The following is a 20,055-nucleotide window of genomic DNA, read 5'->3' as shown; positions in this document are numbered from 1 at the left end:
CAACAACATCGCGGTGGCATGCTCCAGTTGTTGCACATCGGGGCCTTTGGCGGATGAGATGTCCAATCTGGCCAGACTCTTCATCATCTGCGTCGCTGCCAGAAACCGGAGCCGCAGAGTTCAGGGCGGATGGCGGTGGGGGCCTGATGGGCTAGGGCTTCGGCGCAGTTGAGGTACACGAAAGCGATCGGTGGGATCTCAGGTGAAAAGTTATTTGTAGAATCTAAAATGATCTAATTGGAATTCATCATATGCTGATCTTGTGTTAAATATAATTTGAATAAAATCTTCTGGCGCACGAACTTCGAAAAGTATTGGGACTCCAAAGGAAGTTATCGATATTGATTCGCTATGTATCAAGTAAGAACCTCTTTTGAGATTTATGTGTAGCGCCCGTGTGAATCTGTGTGCTTTTAGCCAAAAAGTGACTTTTTTGTAGGGGGCTTTGAGGTTTAGGCTAAAAAGGTCGCCACCATTGTATTGAGAATATATATAAAGTACTTTTTCGCTCATTTCACCTGGGTCTAATATGTCCGTCGCGCGAATTGCCAAATCAGCAATGTTCGAATTCGAGAATATTCTCTCGATGACCAAAATGGGCGTCTCTACTCTATCGCCAGGTTTCGTTATTTTTTGATCTTGTAATTCGTCGAAATTTTCTTCTACATATGCTTCGGTAACTTTGAAAGTCCACGGTGGAGTTGAGCTGATTCCACTTCCATACAAAGCCATCGCAGTAATGTTGTGTTCAATATAGGTCAGCCCACTGATTGCCTGAATCCACTCGCCGTCAGCTTCAACTGGCACTACAGGACCTATCGTGGATTCACCATTATAAAGTTGAATTGTCTGATTGATACTGGCAGTTCCACGGAAGGTGACAGAGGTATCGTGTGTCATGCCGCCATTGGTGATCTCCGCTCCACTTGAATCTTGTACATAAGTAATTGTCGGCTGTAATTCAATAAACGCTTCGACGACGTAAATACGAGCCGGGAGTGGAACTGCTATCGCGTTGTCTTTAACGCCATCAAGGTTAATCGCACAGAGCATCTTCATCTCAGTTTGGTCTTTGAGAGTTTTCAACCACTCAAACGGGGCCAGTAAGGAGATGCCCTCAGCGGATTCGTTCGGCTCTCCGCGTCTGACTTCGGTGCTTGTTGGCTTGCCGTTGGTATCAATACCTTCGCAGGTTATCCAGAGCGGGTGATTGAGTCGTTGCAGAGGGATGTGAGCCGAAAGAATTCGCGCATCGGGCAGCAGTTCCTGAACCTTCAATTCCCGACCAGTATTTCCAGCAATATTCGGCGTCGGCAACCGCGGATCATTCTCGGCGATGGCACTAATTCCCAACGTTAAATCTGGCGAATCGCCAATCGGCTTGCCGCCACTGATCAACGTCCAATAAAACCTTCTGCTGCTACCCCGGCGCGCTACCAGAAATGCCGAGCCGAGCGCAAAGTCAGCCTGCTTGCCCGGGTCGAGCGCCACCACTGGAAACGGTTCACTCCCCGGCAACGGATCACGTTCCTTGAGTTGCGCTTGTTGCCCCGGCAATGCTTGCGCAAACGCGACGCGCAAGGTGACGCCTTGCTCGTAAGCCAGCACATCGATCGGATTGACCGCGGGTGCCAACAACACCGGCGGCTGCATGGCCACAACATTAATCGTATAGGCATCGGAACTCTGTCCCGCCCCATACAGCTCCTTCGCCACGAAAACGTATGTTGTCTCGTCCAGCGCCGGAATGAGCAGCGTCCAGATACCTGTGACGCCATCGACATCGGGTTTGCCGTGGGACACGGAGCCGCTGAACACCTCGACTTTTTCCCCTTTTTTTGCGACGCCGGTCAACGTGACAGCGGTTTCTACGGTATTACCGCCATCAGGAATTTCTTCTTCACTCGGCGATCCGGTGATCAGTGAGATCACCGGTTTGTCATCACCGACTGTGCCGCCAATCACATCAGCCTTGGCCACTCTTGAATCGCCAATGACTTCGCCGTTGCGTTTGAGCTGGTACGTTACTTGAATCTTGCTGCCCGAAACGACTTTGCTTTTTTCCAGTTTCATAACGCAGGGCAGCAACACGCCGAAGTTTTCTTCGAATATTCCATTCAGCTCCCATTGCGCATCGGGCTGGGTGGCCCGATAAATCGCCACAACTTCATCGCCCTTTTTATGGATACCTGCTTTGGRGGGTACCACTACCAATAGTGAATCCCCGAGGATCTTGTCCAGATCTACGATCTCGGGCACATCCATGTCGTCATCAATGACTTCACGCAGGATCGCCTTGTCCAGAATCAACTGGGTAAGGTTGATGTCCGCTCGACTGATCTTCGACCAGCGTCGCTTGTGAGTAGCATTGAGCAGTTGATCGACCACGGTGTAGGAGAACGGGCAGGCATCCAGACTGCCGACCAGTTGAAACTTGTCTGAATCAATGAACAGAGGAACAGGTTTGCCAACATCCGCCGGTTTGACGGTGAAAGAGAACCGCTCGCGGCGGATCTCCAGGGTGATCCGGTCGTAGGCCTTCGTGTATGGATAGTCGACAGTAAGGGTGACGCCTTTCTCGACTTCAYCCTTGCCAATTCGTGGTGGATCGCCAAGTTCGGGTGGAAAGTTGAGTTCAAGGTCAGGGTGTTCATCGCCATCGTCTTCCGGCACATCGTTGCCACCGGGCAGGGTGTCGCTGTACAGCACCCATAGCTCTGTGGAAGTCCCGGTGTTGCCGCTGGGGCGGTGCGTTTTATAGAGGATCTTGTTGACGACGTTGTCCAGCAAGTCGGTCTGGAATACATCAAATAAAAACTGTTTGTCGCGATTTTCGGGGGTGACCGTTGTGCTCTGGATTTCTTTTCCGTTGAGCCAGAAGGAGATGGCATTGATGTCGTCGCTGCTGTCGACCGGCGGTGGATCGATGCGCAGTTTCACTGCGCCCGCCAGCACTCCGTTGAGATTGAGCACGGGGAGGAACAGGTTCAACGGCACACCTTGCACGGGCACATCTGGCGGCGGCGTCGGGTCGCTGATTACATTTGTGGTCGCACCGTCGATTTGACCGGGATAGAGCGCTAGCACTGCGTTGTTCACTTTATCGTTTGTCATGAAAGCACCTTCCTTTGTCGGGCGGCCTGATACGCGGGACTGCCGGGATGGTTTGATCAAACACCTGAGCAGGACGTTTGCCTACTGTCAGATCTGACAGGTGCGGGCGGGTTTCTGACGAACGGTTGTATAGCCGGACTCGCTTCAGGGCTTTTACGCCGGCGAGCCTGCTCGTGAAGGTGCGGTGTCAGTCATTGAACATGTCGCTGACAAACCGCTGTCGCCATCAGGCTGGATGCCACATTTTGATATTCGCCAGACAGCGGTTTATCGGTTTAGAGTGGTCAGCCACACATCGATCCAGGAAGGATCCGCCATGCCAGACCACAACCCCGCCATCCACCTCGAGCGTTTCAACGAATCGCACATTGAGGGCATCACTTCGCTGTACAACGATCCAGCTGTGGCGCGTCAGGTGCTGCAGATGCCGTTTCAGTCCGTTGAGGTCTGGCGCCAGCGCCTGCTGGCGGACAACGAACGGGCGGTGAAGCTGGTTGCGCTGCATCAGGGTGTGGTGATCGGCAATCTGGGGCTGGAGGCTCATTCACGGATGCGCCGGGCGCATGCCGGCAGTTTCGGTATGGGCGTCGCCGTGGCGTGGCAGGGCAAAGGCGTGGGCTCGACGCTGTTGGCGGCGGCGCTGGAGGTTGCCGACAACTGGATGAATCTGCACCGCGTCGAACTCACCGTGTATGCCGATAACGAAGCGGCCATCGGCCTCTACCGCAAGTTCGGTTTCGAGGAAGAAGGCCTGTTCCGCGACTACGCCGTGCGGGATGGGCAATGGGTCGACACCCTGAGCATGGCCCGTCTGCGCAGTCGTCCGAAAACCTGAGTCAGTCGCCCAGGGCGAACGTCACCGCCGACTGTGCATGCAGTTCGGTGGTGTCGAGCAGGGGCAGGGCGCTGTGTTCGGGTTTGATCAACATGCCAATTTCCGTACAGCCGAGGATGATCGCCTGCGCGCCGCGTGCGGTCAGGGATTCAATGACCCGCTGATAGATTTGTCGCGACTGATCGCTGATCACGCCGACGCAGAGTTCGTCGTAGATGATCCGATGGACTTCATTACGCTCGGCCTCGTCCGGCACTAACACGGTCAAACCCTTGGCGACCAGGCGTCGCTTGAGGAAATCCTGTTCCATGGTGAATGCGGTGCCGAGCAATCCGACCGTGCGTGCATCTATGTTCAGAGCCGCCTGTGCGGCCGGTTCGGCAATGTGCAGAAACGGAATGCTGATCGCCGCCTGAATCTGTTCGGCGACCTTGTGCATGGTGTTGGTACACAGCACCACGCATTCCGCGCCGCCCGCTTCAAGCCTGCGCGCAGCATCGACCAGAATCGCCGCCGCATCGTCCCAGCGCCCGGCGTGCTGGGCCTGTTCGACAGGGCCGAAGTCGACGCTGTACATCAGCATTTGCGCCGAGCGCAACGGGCCGAGACGATCGCGGACTTGCTGATTGATCAGTCGATAGTATTCGGCGCTGGATTCCCAGCTCATGCCGCCGATCAGGCCGATGGTGCGCATTGAAGTTCCTCGGGCAATGGCCTGACGCGAGTGAAGACAGGCCTGCACCGAGTTTCCTTGGGTTAAAGGATGGATGCCAGCAGCAAAATAACTGTAACGATGAAGTTTTACGCAAGTGTCATGGTGCAGGCTCAGGTAACGGGATGACGTGATTGCAACCGGCGGCGAGTGTCTTGGCATATCCGACATCCGGACGCCACGGCTCGAGATTCCATTCGGGTTTATCGCGCGCGATCGCCAAGTGGCAAATCAGTTGGTGGCGCATGCCGTGGGTATTTTGCCAATAGCGGCTGTTGGAATAATCACGTGTCAACTCATCCCAAATAAAAGGCGTGGCTTCCGGGAGGGTTTTCCTGGCACAAGGTGTGGGTGTGATGGAAAAAGTCCATTCATATTCCCGATACACCCAATGCGCGCTCTGAATGTATTTTACGCAGCGCTCGACCGTCAGAATGAAGCTATCCGGGTCGTCCGATTTTGGCTGCGCATGAGCCGGCCAGCTCAACAGTGCCGTCAGGCCGATGGCAGCCATTGCGAACGTTGTAGAGATTGTGCGAACAGTGCTCATTATCTGATTTCCTGGTCTGCTGCGGAGTAGGTGAACGTCGCTGTACCGGTCGCGCTGGCGGCCAACTCCACGCGAATGATGGGAACGATCACCTTCGCACTGGTCGAGTTATAAAAATCCCGTTGGTTGTATTTCGCATCGGCGAGCTGCTTGGGATCGGTGCTCGAACCGAGGTAGAAGAACGCCAGGATGGGGAAGGTGTTTTGCTTGCCGGCAGGCCAGGTTTTGATAAGTATGTCGTTCCATTGGGCGAAGCCTGTTTGCCCTAACAAGCTCTTGGCGCGCAGCGATTGATAAAACGCCGGGCCGGCGAGCATGTTGCGTTCGTCTCTGACATCAAAGTCGCATTGACGCCGGTTTTGATCGCCAGGAGCGCCATCCCAAGCCGCTTTGAATTGCTCGCCGGTGGTTATGTTTGCATCCTGGCAGTGGCCACTCTTCGGGTAAGAAGGGTGAGCAACGCAAACGGCGGTTGCACTGCGATACCATCCATAAGAGTCCATGGGATACGCACATAGCACTGCTAACTGGTCAGTGCCGGCAAGCCTTTCCAATATCGGATACAGCATGTAGCCATTGGCGTTGCCCCAGGCCATTTTGCTGAAGTTGCTATCAGCACGCAGATAGGAGAAGTTGACTCCGCCATTTTTTACCGAGGTCGGACTCGGATCCCAGACTTTATAAGTATTGTTCGGGTCTTTTTCCGTAACCCTGATCATCACCCCTGAACATAGAAAGGCAGGTTGCGAATCCACTTTGTTGCAATTGGGGAACTTGCGGGCGTAGAGCGTCGTGAGATAAGTGGCGGTAGCCGGGCCATCCATTCTCTGGCTCTGCACTGCGCTCGCGTCGATTACATCAAGTGATTGCGATGCAGGCTGTGAGCATGCCGTCAACAAACCGATCAGCAAGAATGCGACTATTTTGTACATGATGATTTCCTTTTCCTTCAACTAGAGTTGGAATGGGCTTACTGGAGGATCACCTGATCGGCCTGTATGTAAGTAAAAGTCGTGCCACTACTGGCAAGCGTCAGACGAATGATCGGTACGATGACTTTCGGATTGGTCGAGTTATAGAAATCACGCTGGTTGTACTGGGCGTCCGCCAGGCCCGCGCTGCCGTTTAAGTAGAAGAACGCCATGATCGGAAACCTGTTGGCAGGGAAGGACTGTTTACATGAAGTGGCAGGGTTGGCGCTGGTGGGGTCGCACCAGGTCTTGATCTGGATTTCGTTGTGATTCTCGTTGCGCGGATTGGGCAGCCCTCTGGCGCGTATGGATTGATAGAACGCCGGGCCGGCCAATGCATTGCGTTCATCCCTGACGTCAAAGCCGCATTGCCGTTGATTGGGGCTGCCGCCGGGCACTTTCCAGACTTCGTACCATTGTTCTGCGGTGGTCACGCCCGCGTTTTGGCATAGCTGGCTTTGCGCTGGATAGCTCGCGTGTGCTGCACAAGGGGTATTGCCACGAGTGTGACTCCAAGCGTCGTACGGGTAAGAGCACAGTATTTGTTGATCAAGCTTGTCTGTGGGCGCTTCGAATATCGGAAAGAGTATGTAGCCGTTGTTATAACCATAAGCGAAGCGTGCGATGTTGGAGTCTGCTCGCAGATAGGAAAATGTCACCATGCCCTGTTTTACCGAAGTCGGGCTCGGTTCCCAGACTTTATATTTGTTGTCAGGATCCTTGACGGTGACTCTGATTATGACGCCTGAACAGAGAAACGCAGGTTGAGAGTTTGAGTTGTTGCAGTTCGCGTACTTGCGGTCGTACAGGGTTGAAAGGCGTGCGGCAATGGCAGGCCCATCAATGCTCTGGACTATATTGGTAATGGTGGGCGCCGGCAGTTGCCGGGTGTCTTGGGAACAACCGAACAACACAGCGATTAATATGAAACCGATTATTTGGCGCATGATGATTTGCTCTTCACCGTTCAGGGTAATGAGAAATGTCGGTTTGATTGCGGTTGCCCTGCCTCGTAACTCGCTAGAGCCTCACCCTGAGGCACCATGAAAAGATCAGTGGCTCACTGGTCCCGGTACGTTTGAGCGTGTAGTTGAACATCACGTCTTTGCCGCGGTTCTCTGTGATCCACGCCGCTGGAATCGGGAAGTTGGTGTAAGACTCGTTGACGATGTCCACCTCGTCGCTATAGCGGGTGGTCACACCATGCAACGCCATACGCACTCTGTAGGGAGCTTCAAGTGTCGGGTAGTAAACCCTTAAATTGGTTCTGTCCGTATTGATCGTGGGTTGCCCTAGAAGGTGCTTCTGCTCGGTGAATGCCAGATTCAGATCGCGAGAGGGCTTGTCATCGGTAGTGCCGGGCAATCTGACCGTGTAGGTTACTTCTGCCCGACCACCGCCCCCCATAGTGTCGATGATCTCCAGGCGCGGAATCTGGAAATGCAACGTTTCCCCAGGTGTTTTTACAGTCTGCACCTCAGTGGTGTAGGTGAAGTTGCGTCCGAGCCATTGGACTTTTACCGTTTGCCCTGTGTCGGAGCCTGTGTAGTTGACTTCTGCCGTGGCGAACTTGGCTTCATAAAAATCCTTGATGAAGTTCAGTAGCGTGCCGCCGGACTCTTTCGCTTCCAGTACCTTGGGCCTGATCAGATCGAGCTCCGGTTGTCGGCGTAAGTGCACATCGATCAACGTGGTTTTTGACYAGATGGCTTGGGGGCCGGAAGAGTTGCCGAGTTGATCGGTGACTCTGAAACGCATGGCGAATTTGGGGTTGTCCTGCCAGAAGTCGATGGCGACCAGTTTCAATACCACGCTGCCTGCCGCTGCTTGCGCCGCGCTGACGACATGCTCTTTTTCCAGGCTATCGCAATAAAGCGTAATGATGTCCCGCTCGCGCATATGGATGTAACGCAGAGTCACATCCACGCCCTTTTCTGCGCGGCCGGCATCGATGCCGTCGGTGATGACATCGGCCGGAAGGCTCATGATCAGATTGGGATTGTCTCCACCCCCCGAAATCTGGTCACCGGGGCGCGGGGTGTAATAGAGCACTTTCAGCGCCTCCGAAGTTTCGGGATCCTGACCGACTCGGGTCACTTGCAGGCGTACCAGGTTGATGTCGTTTYTCAATAGTGCGGCAGGTAGATACATGTTGAACCGCTGATTCTCCTCGCCCGGCTGGGTAACCTTGTTGATCACCGCGACATCCGAGGTTCCGAGCAATATGCCTGCGTCGTCATAGGCGCTATGGTTGAGCCATGGATCGATTAGCAGTTGGAGAAAGCCACTGTTGTGCAACGACAGGGGAACTCCGCCATGTGGCTTTTCCGGATGTTGTATGGCTGTAACCCAGCCTGGAATTATCACAGGGGCGATGTCTTGGGGTTGTGTTTTACCGTTATCGACGGTCATGCGGCTTCTCCGGAACTCAAGCAACTCGAGGGTTTATCTAAAACCCTCTGTCGCTGGCTGCCTACTGTCAGATCTGACAGGTGGAGGGGGCAAATCCTACCGTTCGTCTGGATTAAGCGTATGCGGAGCTTGAATCGGTGGTTAACCGTACGCCAGCACGTTGATCTGCCACTATCGGAGTTCGCAGGCTTTGAGCCGAGGAGTGCAACAATGGACGACGTACAACAACTGGGCGATATGCTTCGCCGCTATGCCGAGAGCGAAGCGCACAAGGCCCAACTGTTCGAGACCCAGTCGGCGGCGTGGGCCGCCCGGATCATCGAGTTGTTCGGCAACATTGAGCAATGGCTTGCGCCGGTACAAATGCCCAATCTGCTGGAAGTCAGCCGTGAGACGTATGTCGCGTTCGGGCCGAGCACGCCGGTGGAAACCTCGACCTTCAAGACGGAAAAGCTGAGCATCGTGATTGCCGGCAAACCGGTAGAGTTCGTGCCGGATGTGATGGGCAGCGCGGGGCAGATTTCCCTGGCGGTGATGGGCCTTACGGCGGCACGTTACGGCAGTATTTCCCTGGTGGGATTGGCAGACGGTGAGTGGCAGTGGCGCAAGACCAATGGGTTGAAGGATCCCGACACGTTTGTATTTGATGCAAATTTTCTGGCGCTGCAATTGCAGAGTCTGATACCGCGTGAACGCGGCTAGCACCATCGCCCTCGCTTGGTCCAGTCCTGCACACGTGACGAGGCCAATCTGGCGGTGACGCTACTGGCTGCGTTTGCAGTGCAGGCACGGTGAGCAGCACGGGCTGAATCAGGGTTTGATCAACTGATCCGTGTCAACGTACTGGAATGTTGCATCGTGGGCTGATGTGGATGGGGGATACAGACGGATCACCGGCACCCAGATTCTGGAAGTAGTGGAATCATAGAAATCCTTCTGATTGTCTCGGGCTTGAGATAACCCGGCATTGTCCCCCCCGGCGATATAAAAGAAGGCCATCAGAGGCAAGGTGTTTTGCAGGTTCTGTGGCCAGGTCTTGATCACGATTTCATTCTGTTCGGAGAAATGTGCAGACACTTGGCTCAACATTGTGCGGGCTCGTACCGATTGGTAAAAAGCCGCTGCAGCCGGCCTTCCGGTTGCCTCGGAAACGTCGAAGCCACATTGTCGAATGTGATGACTGTTGGGCGAGTTATCCCAAACGCTTTTCCATTGCTCGGCGGTGGTCACACCCGCACTTCGGCAACGCTGGCTTGTCGCGGGAAAAGAGGCGTGTGGACCACAGGGGGTGGTGCGGTTCCAGGTCCAGCCATCGATGGGAAAGGAGCACAAAACGTCCAGATCGACCTTGTCTTGCGGCGCACCGAAGATGGGGTACAACATTAATCCATTGCCTTTGCCCCAGGCCAGACGGCCGAATTTCGAGTCTGCCCTGAGGAAGGAAAACGATACTCCGCCGTTCTTGACTGAGGTTGGGCTTGGGTTCCATACGTGATGCGTTTCGCCAGGCTGCTTGTCCGTGACTCGAAGAATGATCCCGGAACAGAGAAAAGCCGGTTGATTGGCTGACTCATGGCAGTTCACGAATTTGGAGTTGTAGAGCTGGTTCAATAGCTCGACCACTTGCGGACCTGTCATTGCTACGTTTGGACTATTGCTGACACCTTGCTCGACCGGTGACTGGGTGGCGATGGGTGAGCAGCCTAATAGTGTTACAAGGAGCAATGAAAGGAGGGCGTTTCTCATCTTGGTGCTCCCTGGTTCTGACTGGTCAATACCGATGGTCATGTGGCAGTGTTTGGCAGCACGTTGGAAAACGATGCGCTATGAGTGCCGTCTCGTTAGCAACATAAAGACAAACCTGCCACCTGCCTACTGTCAGATCTGACAGGGAAAATACGAAAAATCTACCGTTTGTCGGAGGCGGACTGTCAGAGCAAAATGTGCAGGCAGCGGAGGGGAGGCCCCTCCGCTACTGATTCCTCTCACATTTCAAGATTGATCCAGCCTGGTTTGGCGTCTTCCGGCGCCACCGCTTTCACGGTTTTCCCGGTAGCCAGTTCAACCCGCCGCGCCACCTCGGGGTCATCGGCAAACGGCACCATGCTCGCTTCATCCAGACTGTCCGCCGTCTCCCGCCGCAAGCAGTACTCCACCGCCAGCCAAAGAAACATCACGCCCAACACATCAAAGAAAATCTCCATCACGCGCGACTCCCTGCCTCAGGCGATCTGCGCTTCACTGCGCGCCAGTGAAATGTCGGCCACCCGCACCGTGCGCCACACGTTGTAAGCCATCAACAACATCCCGGTGAGGAAGAACACCCCGCCGGCAAAGCGCACGATAAACCCCGGATGACTGGCCTGTAGCGCTTCGACGAACGAATAGGTCAGCGTGCCGTCCTCGTTGATCGCCCGCCACATCAGGCCCTGGGTGATGCCGTTGACCCACATCGAAGCGATGTAGAGCACCGTGCCGATGGTCGCCAGCCAGAAGTGCAGATTGATCAGCGGCGTGCTGTACATCTGCTCGCGGCCAAACACTTTCGGCACCATGTGATAGGTCGCGCCGAAGGTGATCATCGCCACCCAGCCCAACGCGCCGGCGTGGACGTGGCCGATGGTCCAGTCGGTGTAGTGGGAGAGGGCGTTGACGGTTTTGATCGCCATCATCGGCCCTTCGAAGGTCGACATGCCGTAGAACGCCAGCGACAGCACGAGGAATCGCAGGATCGGGTCGGTGCGCAACTTATGCCAGGCACCGGACAAGGTCATCATGCCGTTGATCATCCCGCCCCAGCTCGGCGCCAGCAGGATCAGCGACATGGCCATGCCCAGTGACTGCGCCCAGTCCGGCAGCGCGGTGTAGTGCAAATGGTGCGGGCCGGCCCAGATGTACAAGGTAATCAGCGCCCAGAAATGCACAATCGACAAGCGATACGAATATACCGGCCGATTGACCTGTTTCGGCACGAAGTAATACATCATGCCGAGGAACCCGGTGGTCAGGAAGAAACCCACTGCGTTGTGCCCGTACCACCACTGCACCATCGCATCGGTGGCGCCGGAATACACCGGATACGACTTGAACCAGTCCACCGGAATCGACAGGTGATTGACCACGTGCAACATGGCGATCACCAGGATGAACGCACCAAAAAACCAGTTGCCGACGTAGATATGTTTGGTCTTGCGCTGCACCACAGTGGTGAAAAACACGATGGCGTAAGCGACCCAGACCACGGCCATCCACACCGCGCCGGAGAATTCGATTTCGGCGTATTCCTTGGTGGTGGTGTAGCCCAGCGGCAGGGTGACCAGCATGATCACGATCACCGATTGCCAACCCCAGAAGGTGAACGCGGCGAGTTTGTCTGAATACAGCCGCACCTGGCAGGTGCGCTGCACGGCGTAGTAACTGGCGGCAAATTGCGCGCTGCCGGCGAAACCAAAAATCACCAGGCTGGTGTGCAGCGGGCGCAAGCGGCCGAAGGTGGTCCACGGCAGGTCCAGGTTCATCTCTGGCCACACCAGTTGCGAGGCGATAAAAACCCCCATCGCCATGCCCACCACACCCCAGAAAACCGTCGCGATAACGAATTGGCGGACGACCTTGTAGTTGTAAGCCTGTCCGATTGTTGCTGTGCTCATGGTCAGTTCATCCACGGTTGCAAAGTCTTGCCAGGCCACCCGGTCTGGCATGAGCTGCACTGTAGAAACCCCACCAGAAACAAAACAGGCTCAGGAATCTTTGATTTGTACGGATCAGATTGAAGGGCTGACTGCGGCGTTCTGCCGCGCCCTGATATGGTTTTTATGAGTTCAGGTGAATCTGTAACGTGCTGCGCCGCTTCGTCATAGTGCTCTGAAGAAAACTGTGGGAGCGAGCCTGCGCGCGAATGCGGTGTGTCAGGCAACTGCATTGTTGGCTGACACACCGCATTCGCGAGCAGGCTCGCTCCCACAGGAATAACTGATGAGGTGGCAGGCATGTATCGATACGATGATTACGACCGGGCGCTGGTGTTCGAGCGTGTTGCGCAATTCCGCGATCAGGTCGAGCGCTTCATGGCCGGGGAGTTGAGCGAAGAGGAGTTTTTGCCGCTGCGCCTGCAAAACGGCCTGTACATGCAGAAGCACGCCTACATGCTGCGCGTGGCGATTCCCTACGGCACGCTGAGCGCCGAGCAGATGCGCACACTGGCGAGCATCGCCAGTGATTACGATCGTGGTTACGGCCACTTCACTACGCGACAGAACATGCAGTTCAACTGGATCGAACTCGCCGAGGTGCCGGATATCCTCGAGCGTCTGGCGCAGGTCAACATGCATGCGATCCAGACCTCCGGCAACTGCGTGCGCAACATCACCACCGAGGCGTTCGCCGGGGTCGCGGCGGACGAACTGATCGACCCGCGCCCATTGGCCGAGATCCTGCGGCAGTGGTCGACGATCAACCCGGAATTCCTGTTTCTGCCGCGCAAATTCAAGATCGCCATTTGTTCGGCCAAGCAGGATCGCGCGGCAATCATGATGCACGACATCGGCCTCTACCTTTACCCCGGCCGCGATGGGCAGATGCTTCTGCGAGTGATCGTCGGCGGTGGTCTGGGGCGCACGCCGATCCTCGGTTTGCAGATTCGCGAAGGCTTGCCGTGGCAGCATTTGCTGTCTTACGTCGAAGCCGTGCTGCGGGTGTACAACCGCCACGGCCGGCGCGACAACAAATACAAGGCGCGGATCAAGATTCTGGTCAAGGCACTGGGCATTGAGGCGTTTGCCAAGGAAGTCGAAGAGGAGTGGCAACACCTCAAGGACGGCCCGGCGCAGTTGACCGAGGCCGAATACCAACGGGTCGCCAGCGCCTTCGTGCCGCCGGTTTATCAGACCCTGGCCGACACCGATCTGGACTTCGGCACGCGCCTGGCCGAAAGCCCGGCGTTTGCCCGTTGGGTCGCGCGCAACGTGCAGCCGCACAAGGTGCCGGGTTACACCAGCGTGGTGCTGTCGACCAAACCGGGCATGGCTTCGCCGCCGGGGGATGTCACCGGTGTGCAGATGCTGGCGGTGGCGGACTGGTCGCAGCGTTTCGGGTTTGGCGAAATTCGTATTGCCCATGAGCAGAACATCGTCCTCCCTGACGTGGCGAAAACCGACCTCTATGCGCTGTGGCAACTGGCGTGTAAACACGATCTGGGCAGCGCCAACGTCGGCCTGCTGACCRACATCATTGCCTGCCCCGGTGGCGATTTCTGTGCACTGGCCAACGCCAAATCGATCCCGATCGCCCAGGCGATTCAGGCGCGTTTCGATAATCTTGATTACCTGCACGATCTGGGTGATATCAGCCTGAATATCTCTGGGTGCATGAACGCCTGCGGCCACCACCACATCGGCAATATCGGCATCCTCGGCGTCGATAAGAACGGCAGCGAGTGGTATCAGATCACCCTCGGCGGTGCGCAGGGCAAACACAGCGCGCTGGGCAAAGTCATCGGCCCGTCGTTCAGCGCCGCCGAGGTGCCACAGGTGATCGAGCGGATCATCGGCACGTTTGTGCGCTATCGCGAGCACGAGGAATTGTTCGTCGACACCATCGCGCGGATCGGCCTGGAGCCGTTCAAGGAACGGGTCTATCCGAAGACGCTGGAGGCGGCGCTATGAACAATCTGTTGCGGCTGGAGCAGGGCGTGGCGCGGATAGTGACAGACGATCCGTGGACGTTGATGCGCGAACCATCGACGCTAAGGCCGGAGGGTTTGCTGATATTGCCGCTGATGCATTGGCTGGAATCACCGTCGACTCATGCGGTGTGGCTCGGCCCCGACGATGAGGTTGAAAGTCTGGTGCCGTGGCTGGCCTCTTTACCGCTGATCGCACTGGATTTTCCGAGTTTTCGCGACGGGCGTGCTTACAGTCAGGCGTATCTGCTGCGCAGTCGGTTCGGCTGGGCAGGGGAGTTGCGCGCGATTGGCGATGTGCTGCGTGATCAGCTCAGCCATATGCGCCAGTGCGGGTTCGACAGTTTCGCGGTGCGTGAGGACAAATCGGCTGAGGATGCACTGAAAGGATTGGCCGGGATGAGCGTGCTGTATGGGCGCTCAGTCATCGAACCACGTCCGTTGTTCCGGCGGCGCTGACGCTTGAAAAGATCGCAGCCTGCGGCAGCTCCTACATGAGTTCAACTGTAGGAGCTGCCACAGGCTGCGATCTTTTGATCTGGCTTTTACCACCGGGGAAACCCCTAGAAACCTCCTGAATCGGGCATTTTCCCTTGGGTCGATGGTGGCCTTTTGGTAGAGTCGCCGTCGCCAGCGGGTTTTCGGCTGGACGATGGAACCGAAGAAGGGAGTCTGATCAGTGAGTCCGGGCAAAAAAATCCTCGGCCTCACAGCGTTGCTGTTAATGGTGACGCTGTGGGCCAGTTACTTTTATGTATTCAAGGAAAACCGCGACGGCCAGCTCGGCGGCGTCGGCGAAAGCACCGCGTGGTGTGGCACACCACCGACTACGGAAGCAGCGCTGCTGGGCAAGGACCAGTTGACCTTGCGCGTCACCAATAACCTGCGCGGCGAGTTCATGCTCAGTGGTTCCCTGGTGGTTTCCGAACGCACCTTCAACCGCTACGACCTCGCTCGCAATGAACTGCGTTTGCGACTGGAACCGTTGCAGTGGTCATTCGGCGTCACGCCGATCTTCCTTGAGCAGGTCAAGGTGCAGCCGCTGAGCCGCAACCTGTCGGCCACCAACAAAAGCGCCTACGCCGAACTTGAACCGCGCCCGATTGGTGTCCAGGGTCAGGTTACCGAATTCCCTTTCGACAGCTATCGCTACGGCTATAAACCGGTGCTCTATTACCTCAAGGGCAGCGAGCGCATCGACCTGCGCTTCAAGAACATCACCACGTTAATGGAGATGTCCAACACCTTCACGCCGATCCAGAAGTACAACCGCGTCGACTACATCAACGAGAAAACCTCGATGATCCGCGACGAGGATTACAAGGCTTACGGGCCGCACGAATGTGCGTTCAGCGTTGAGCGCAAAGGCTCGTTCAAGGTTGTGGTGTTGTTGCTCCTGCTGGTGTTGTGCCTGCCGTTATTGCTGGTGTTTTACCGCAATGAACCGGGGATCGACTTCCTTGCCACGCTGTTGGGCGCCGCGATCGTGCGGGTGCTGCTGATCGGGCCGGTGCAGGATTTTCAGCTGTACAACATCGACTTCCTGTTGGGCGCGGCGATTTTGCTGGTGGGCACGGTATCGTTGATCAAGGCGATGCACATCAACAGCCGGCGGGAGATGGCGTTGCGCAGTGGTGAGACTTCGTCCTGGTAACGGGGTGAACCCCTGAAAAGCCCCTCACCCTAACCCTCTCCTGGAGGGAGAGGGGACTGACCGAGTTGTCTGGCGAGCGACACCGACGTGAAAGACCGAGTCGATTATGGATTCAAAGCCAATCGTTCACGTCGGTGCATCTCTCGAATCTCCCCCAATCGGTCCCCTCTATCTACCTCTGAGAGAGGGGACTGACCGAGGTGTCTGGCGAGCGACACTGACGTGAAAGACCGAGTCGATTATGGATTCAAAGGCAATCGCTCAAGTCGGCGGAACTCTTGAATATCCCCCAATCGGTCCCCTCTCCCTCTGGGAGAGGGCTAGGGTGAGGGAAGACAATATCCAGCCGGTCACTTAAGCGCCGGATCCCCCATGTTCATCTTCTTCCACCCCTGCAACAACACTTGCGGGCGTTCTGGCTCAGCTTGTTCCAATGCAGCGGATTCTTGAAGCTCACCAATGGCCAAGCGCTCGATGCAGCATTGCCGGATGCTCGACGTCTTTCAAATGACGCTTGTGATCCGCCGCGCAGCMTTGCGTGAATATTGTGCTGTGCAATCGCAATTACTGAAGTTTTAGCTATACCTGTAATTCCCCCGGGCAAAGTTTTTCGGCCTTCTGACAGGAGTTACAGCATGAAGCTAGCAGTGATGATGGGCACTCTGTGCATTGCCACCGTCGCAATGGTGGGTTGTTCCAGCAAAACCGTCGACCCGAAAGAGTACTCAGGATTCCTCAAAGACTACAGCCAGCTCAAGGAGGCCAAATCCCCGTCCGGTGCCGAGGTGATGCGCTGGATCGATCCGAAGGTCGACGTCAGGAAATTCACCAGTGTGTACATCGAGCCGACTCAGCTCTACCCGAAACCGCAACCCACCGCGAAAATCTCCCAGCAAACCCTCAATGGCATCACTTCCTACTACGATCAGGCGCTCAAACGTGAGATCGGCAAAGACTTGCCGTTGGCCACCGGTCCTGGCCCGGGCGTGATTGTGGTGCGTGCGGCAATCACCGCCGTGAGCAGCTCCACCGAAGGCCTGCATGCTTACGAGGTAATTCCGATTGCGCTGGTCGCCGCTGCGGTCAGCACCGCCAGCGGTATTCGTGATCAGGAAACTACCCTGGCCACCGAAGCGGTGTTCCTCGATGGCGCGAATAACAAGGTCGTCGCGCAAGTGGTGCGCAAAGGCACCGGCAAACCACTGGAAAATGATTCGCAGGCAATGAGCACCAATGACGTCAAACCCGTCATCGATGGCTGGGCCTCGGACCTGCGTCAGTCGTATCTGAAGCTCAAGAAAGCCAAGTAAGCGCACGAGGCCGGATTGTCCGCGAGGACCGTCCGGCCTGTGCACACCCTCAGAAATTGGCGCGTGCCTGGCGGTTGTAGTGGCTGAGCAAGGCGTCGTAGCCACGGGTGACGGCGTAATAGTCGTCGCTCAAACGTTGCGGTTCGGCGCGGTCCTTCCAATCCCTGTGCAGGGTGTTCAGTGCTTCGAGATAGTGCTGCGCAGGCTCACGGATGTGTCGCCACAGCTCGCGCGCATCATCGTCTTTGTTACGGAAACCAGGCTCACGCGGGCCGATGAATGGCCCACCGCGATTCCACGCCTGTTGCAGATCAGCGGTGGTTTCGGCCACGGCTTGAGGGGTCAGGGTGCGATGCTTCATCCCGTCCTCCAGCCGCTCCAATGTCTCTCGGGCCTGAATCATATACGCCAGTAGAGACCAGTGGATCTCCTTGCCTACGCGTGCCTCAAGAAGTTTGAGCTGTTCGGATCGCTGCGCGATGTCCAGTGGCAGCAGTTCTTCTCTCAAGGCAGTCGATGCGCTGAGATAGGCATTGCTGGCGGTCTGAATTTGCGCCAGAACTCGCGGTGTCTGGTTGAACGGGACGACAAAGAAGCTCGCACTTTTATCGAGTCGAGTCGGTGGCGAAATCACCGATGCCCACTTCAGTGCTTGCGCGTAGTCACGGACTTTCTGCGACAGCGCTGGCTGGTAGGCCAGCAGCTCGAGCTTTTCGTTGATATCCCGCAGGCAGGTATCCTCCTGGATGTCACGCACAGTGAAGGCATCACTGTTATCGAAATCCTGAGGCTCGGAAATATACTTTCCGAACGCATCAGCGGTTGGCCGCTGATGTTGGTTTTTGTCGTAGGCGTTGCGCCAGTGCACATCGACACGGTTGACGCAGGCAATGACCGGACTCAACGCGTTGGCCTGTGCGGTCACCACTGAGTCGCGCTGATCAAGCCACAGGTCGAGCTTCAGGAACGGTCGGGTCGCGCTCGCCAGCCCCATCACCACCAGAACGACCACGACGCCGCTGACAAACATGAATCTCGACGTCATGGCCGTGCCTCCGCGGGATACCACTGCTCGCGGGTGGCCGGAGCGCCGCAATCGAAAGAACTCGCCGGCAACCGGCTACACAAACGCTCCGCCCAGGGTTGCAGACCCTGATTGCGATTGACCGTGCCTTGGCTGGCGGCCACTTTGAACACACCTAGCACCAGCACCAGGGCGACAACGCCGAGTAGCGTCAGGCCGATTTTCACCGGCAGGTTGGTCTTTTCCCAGGACGTGTGTGGCTTGACCTGACGGCGACGAATCAAACCCACGCTGGCCAGCGTGGCCGCATAAACGACGCCAGCGATGGGGCCGAAAAACCAGCAGAGTCCGGCCACCATCAATGCGCAGGGAATCAGATCGCGTAGTACGCCGAACGGCGCAGCGTCCTTGGCAAAACCCGGCCACAACCGCGCGCTGAGGCGGTCATCCAGCAGCCAATGGGTGTGCGCCAGTTCGTGCGTCAGCCAGTTGATACCCGCAGCGATCACGCCAAACACGATTGTTGAGGTCATGACGATATTGATCAGCCCGGTGACGCGCAGCCCCAGCGGGATGAAATGAGTAAACGCACCGATCAGACAGGCCAGCACCACGCCAACGTAGGTCGGCCATTCGCCGCGTTTCAGTTCCCAGTCGCGCCAGAAAAACGCGGTGCCCCCGGGCATCTCTGCGCAGACCTTCGGATGATTGGCATACAGCGCCGAACTCAAATGTCGGCAATGCTCCCAATCTTTCTCACGCAGGCGTCTGGCCAATGCGCGACGCTGGCTGAACGGGCCAGTGCCGAGCAACAGGCGGGCGGCGCGGTGTTCGGCGGTGGCGGGCGGCTCTTCGGCGAGTTGACGCTGTTGCGCGATAAAAATCGGAGCTTCATGGCGCGCGACCAGACGTTTCCATTCATCTTTCGGGCAACGGTTGGCCGGACCGGAATGCCAGCCCTGGCCCGCACAGACCTGCTCGAAAATAGTGGAGGACCAGTATTCGCTGTCCAGCAGCAATCGACTGAGGAACAGGTTGAACCACAGCCGGTGCACTTCAGCGTCGAGCCAGAGGTATTGCGCGCACTGTGCGTAGGCCTGCAAAAAGGCCGCACTGTCCTCACGTTCGAGGGCATCACGCAGCGGTCGAGTCATGCGTTCCCGCTGGTGATCGAGCAAATGTTCGATGGATTCCTCGTCCAGTTCCAGCCGCTGCCAGGCACTGAACCAGTGATACGTCTGCACCGCCCAATCGACCATCGGCGCCGATGTATCCGGGTGCTCGATGCAATGCTGCAGCAGGGTCTCTTCGAGGATATGCGCGCAACCCTGCTCAACGGCGAGGGCATGGCGCTGTTGCAATTGTGCAAGGCTGGTGTCGGCCAGCGAGCGCGTCGCCTGCTGCAAGGCGTCGACTTCGACTACGGTCAGACCGGTCAAATCCCAGGCGTCTTCATCAGCCCCGTGGTCCTCGCTGGCCTGCGCCCATTCCTTGTAATTCAGGGCTTGCTCATAGGCGTCACGCAGGCGCTGGAAGCCCTCGGTGTCTTCGTCCGGACGGGTCTGTTTGAGCAGGGCAGCGTATTGGCGTTTGATACTGCGCGTATCGGCGTCGGCCGTGAGGCCAAGGACGGTCCAGCAACTCATTGCGTGTACAACTCCATGAAAACCTGCGACGCGGTCCAGTGATGGCACTTTGATTTTGCGCACCCTACCTGTTTCGCGTCGAAAAGTCCTCAGCCGTCGTTTATTTGCCGACGAACCAGCGGAAATACGGGTTGCCGCCATCGCCGC

The 20,055-nt window shown here is 56.7% G+C and carries 17 protein-coding genes; 6 read left to right on the top strand and 11 right to left on the bottom strand.

The annotated features are described in order from the left end of the window. Positions 1–210: 210 nt before the first annotated feature. Positions 211–3,114: an Ig-like domain-containing protein gene (locus AC1DVF_RS24755; protein WP_477783296.1), complete on the bottom strand. Its 2,904-nt coding sequence runs from the start codon at positions 3,112–3,114 to the stop codon at positions 211–213. Between the two features lie 316 nt (positions 3,115–3,430). Here AC1DVF_RS24755 and AC1DVF_RS24750 point away from each other — a divergent pair, with 316 nt between their 5' ends. Further along, on the top strand, positions 3,431–3,949 hold the full coding sequence (locus AC1DVF_RS24750; protein ID WP_477783295.1) for a GNAT family N-acetyltransferase: 519 nt from the start codon (positions 3,431–3,433) through the stop codon (positions 3,947–3,949). A 1-nt stretch (position 3,950) separates the two neighbouring features. On the opposite strand, the gene AC1DVF_RS24745 is transcribed toward AC1DVF_RS24750, so the two are convergent. From AC1DVF_RS24745 to AC1DVF_RS24725, 5 genes are all read right to left on the bottom strand, one after another. Next, positions 3,951–4,643, bottom strand: coding sequence for an aspartate/glutamate racemase family protein (locus AC1DVF_RS24745; RefSeq protein ID WP_460128554.1), 693 nt, complete (start codon positions 4,641–4,643; stop codon positions 3,951–3,953). A 118-nt stretch (positions 4,644–4,761) separates the two neighbouring features. Beyond that, on the bottom strand, positions 4,762–5,211 hold the full coding sequence (locus tag AC1DVF_RS24740; protein WP_093433029.1) for a DUF2599 domain-containing protein: 450 nt from the start codon (positions 5,209–5,211) through the stop codon (positions 4,762–4,764). Further along, positions 5,211–6,143 carry a halovibrin HvnC gene (locus AC1DVF_RS24735; RefSeq protein WP_093433026.1) on the bottom strand — a complete coding sequence of 311 codons (933 nt, stop codon included), beginning with the start codon at positions 6,141–6,143 and terminating at the stop codon, positions 5,211–5,213. The genes AC1DVF_RS24740 and AC1DVF_RS24735 overlap by 1 nt, the downstream gene beginning before the upstream one ends. A gap of 38 nt (positions 6,144–6,181) precedes the next feature. After that, positions 6,182–7,129 carry a halovibrin HvnC gene (locus AC1DVF_RS24730; protein ID WP_460128556.1) on the bottom strand — a complete coding sequence of 316 codons (948 nt, stop codon included), beginning with the start codon at positions 7,127–7,129 and terminating at the stop codon, positions 6,182–6,184. A 73-nt stretch (positions 7,130–7,202) separates the two neighbouring features. Further along, complete coding sequence (locus AC1DVF_RS24725) at positions 7,203–8,594, bottom strand: hypothetical protein (RefSeq protein WP_477783294.1); 1,392 nt, start codon at positions 8,592–8,594, stop codon at positions 7,203–7,205. Between the two features lie 210 nt (positions 8,595–8,804). Here AC1DVF_RS24725 and AC1DVF_RS24720 point away from each other — a divergent pair, with 210 nt between their 5' ends. Next, on the top strand, positions 8,805–9,296 hold the full coding sequence (locus AC1DVF_RS24720; RefSeq protein WP_116254703.1) for a hypothetical protein: 492 nt from the start codon (positions 8,805–8,807) through the stop codon (positions 9,294–9,296). A gap of 108 nt (positions 9,297–9,404) precedes the next feature. Here the strand turns inward: AC1DVF_RS24720 and AC1DVF_RS24715 are convergent, their stop codons facing one another. From AC1DVF_RS24715 to ccoN, 3 genes are all read right to left on the bottom strand, one after another. Next, a complete protein-coding gene (locus AC1DVF_RS24715) occupies positions 9,405–10,340 on the bottom strand; it encodes a halovibrin HvnC (protein ID WP_257354898.1) in 936 nt (311 codons plus the stop codon). A gap of 239 nt (positions 10,341–10,579) precedes the next feature. After that, entirely contained in the window at positions 10,580–10,798 is a 219-nt protein-coding gene (locus AC1DVF_RS24710) for a CcoQ/FixQ family Cbb3-type cytochrome c oxidase assembly chaperone (RefSeq protein ID WP_093433014.1), read from the bottom strand. 18 nt (positions 10,799–10,816) lie between these two features. Then, complete coding sequence (gene ccoN, locus AC1DVF_RS24705; protein ID WP_099759420.1) at positions 10,817–12,244, bottom strand: cytochrome-c oxidase, cbb3-type subunit I; 1,428 nt, start codon at positions 12,242–12,244, stop codon at positions 10,817–10,819. A gap of 339 nt (positions 12,245–12,583) precedes the next feature. On the opposite strand from ccoN, the gene AC1DVF_RS24700 reads away from it, so the two are divergent. The 4 genes from AC1DVF_RS24700 to AC1DVF_RS24685 all read left to right on the top strand — a co-directional run bounded on the left by AC1DVF_RS24700 (position 12,584) and on the right by AC1DVF_RS24685 (position 17,238). Further along, on the top strand, positions 12,584–14,257 hold the full coding sequence (locus tag AC1DVF_RS24700) for a nitrite/sulfite reductase (RefSeq protein ID WP_477783293.1): 1,674 nt from the start codon (positions 12,584–12,586) through the stop codon (positions 14,255–14,257). Then, positions 14,254–14,733 carry a DUF934 domain-containing protein gene (locus AC1DVF_RS24695; protein WP_099759031.1) on the top strand — a complete coding sequence of 160 codons (480 nt, stop codon included), beginning with the start codon at positions 14,254–14,256 and terminating at the stop codon, positions 14,731–14,733. Before AC1DVF_RS24700 ends, AC1DVF_RS24695 begins: the two co-directional genes overlap by 4 nt. Before the next feature lie 220 nt (positions 14,734–14,953). Further along, the gene (locus AC1DVF_RS24690; RefSeq protein ID WP_460090779.1) at positions 14,954–15,928 is read left to right on the top strand and encodes a hypothetical protein; all 975 of its coding nucleotides are present in this window, start codon (positions 14,954–14,956) and stop codon (positions 15,926–15,928) included. Positions 15,929–16,563: 635 nt separating this feature from the next. Further along, complete coding sequence (locus tag AC1DVF_RS24685) at positions 16,564–17,238, top strand: DUF3313 domain-containing protein (protein ID WP_093433003.1); 675 nt, start codon at positions 16,564–16,566, stop codon at positions 17,236–17,238. 49 nt (positions 17,239–17,287) lie between these two features. Here the strand turns inward: AC1DVF_RS24685 and AC1DVF_RS24680 are convergent, their stop codons facing one another. Together AC1DVF_RS24680 and AC1DVF_RS24675 are read right to left on the bottom strand one after the other, a co-directional pair. Beyond that, a complete protein-coding gene (locus AC1DVF_RS24680; protein WP_477783292.1) occupies positions 17,288–18,283 on the bottom strand; it encodes a DUF3829 domain-containing protein in 996 nt (331 codons plus the stop codon). Beyond that, positions 18,280–19,908, bottom strand: coding sequence for a J domain-containing protein (locus AC1DVF_RS24675; RefSeq protein WP_477783291.1), 1,629 nt, complete (start codon positions 19,906–19,908; stop codon positions 18,280–18,282). Before AC1DVF_RS24675 ends, AC1DVF_RS24680 begins: the two co-directional genes overlap by 4 nt. Positions 19,909–20,055: the final 147 nt, after the last annotated feature.

It is taken from the genome of Pseudomonas sp. P4_D7 (genome assembly GCF_056401755.1).
The sequence above is the reverse complement of the archived record's forward strand: the minus strand, read 5'-3'. Positions and strand labels throughout refer to the sequence as shown.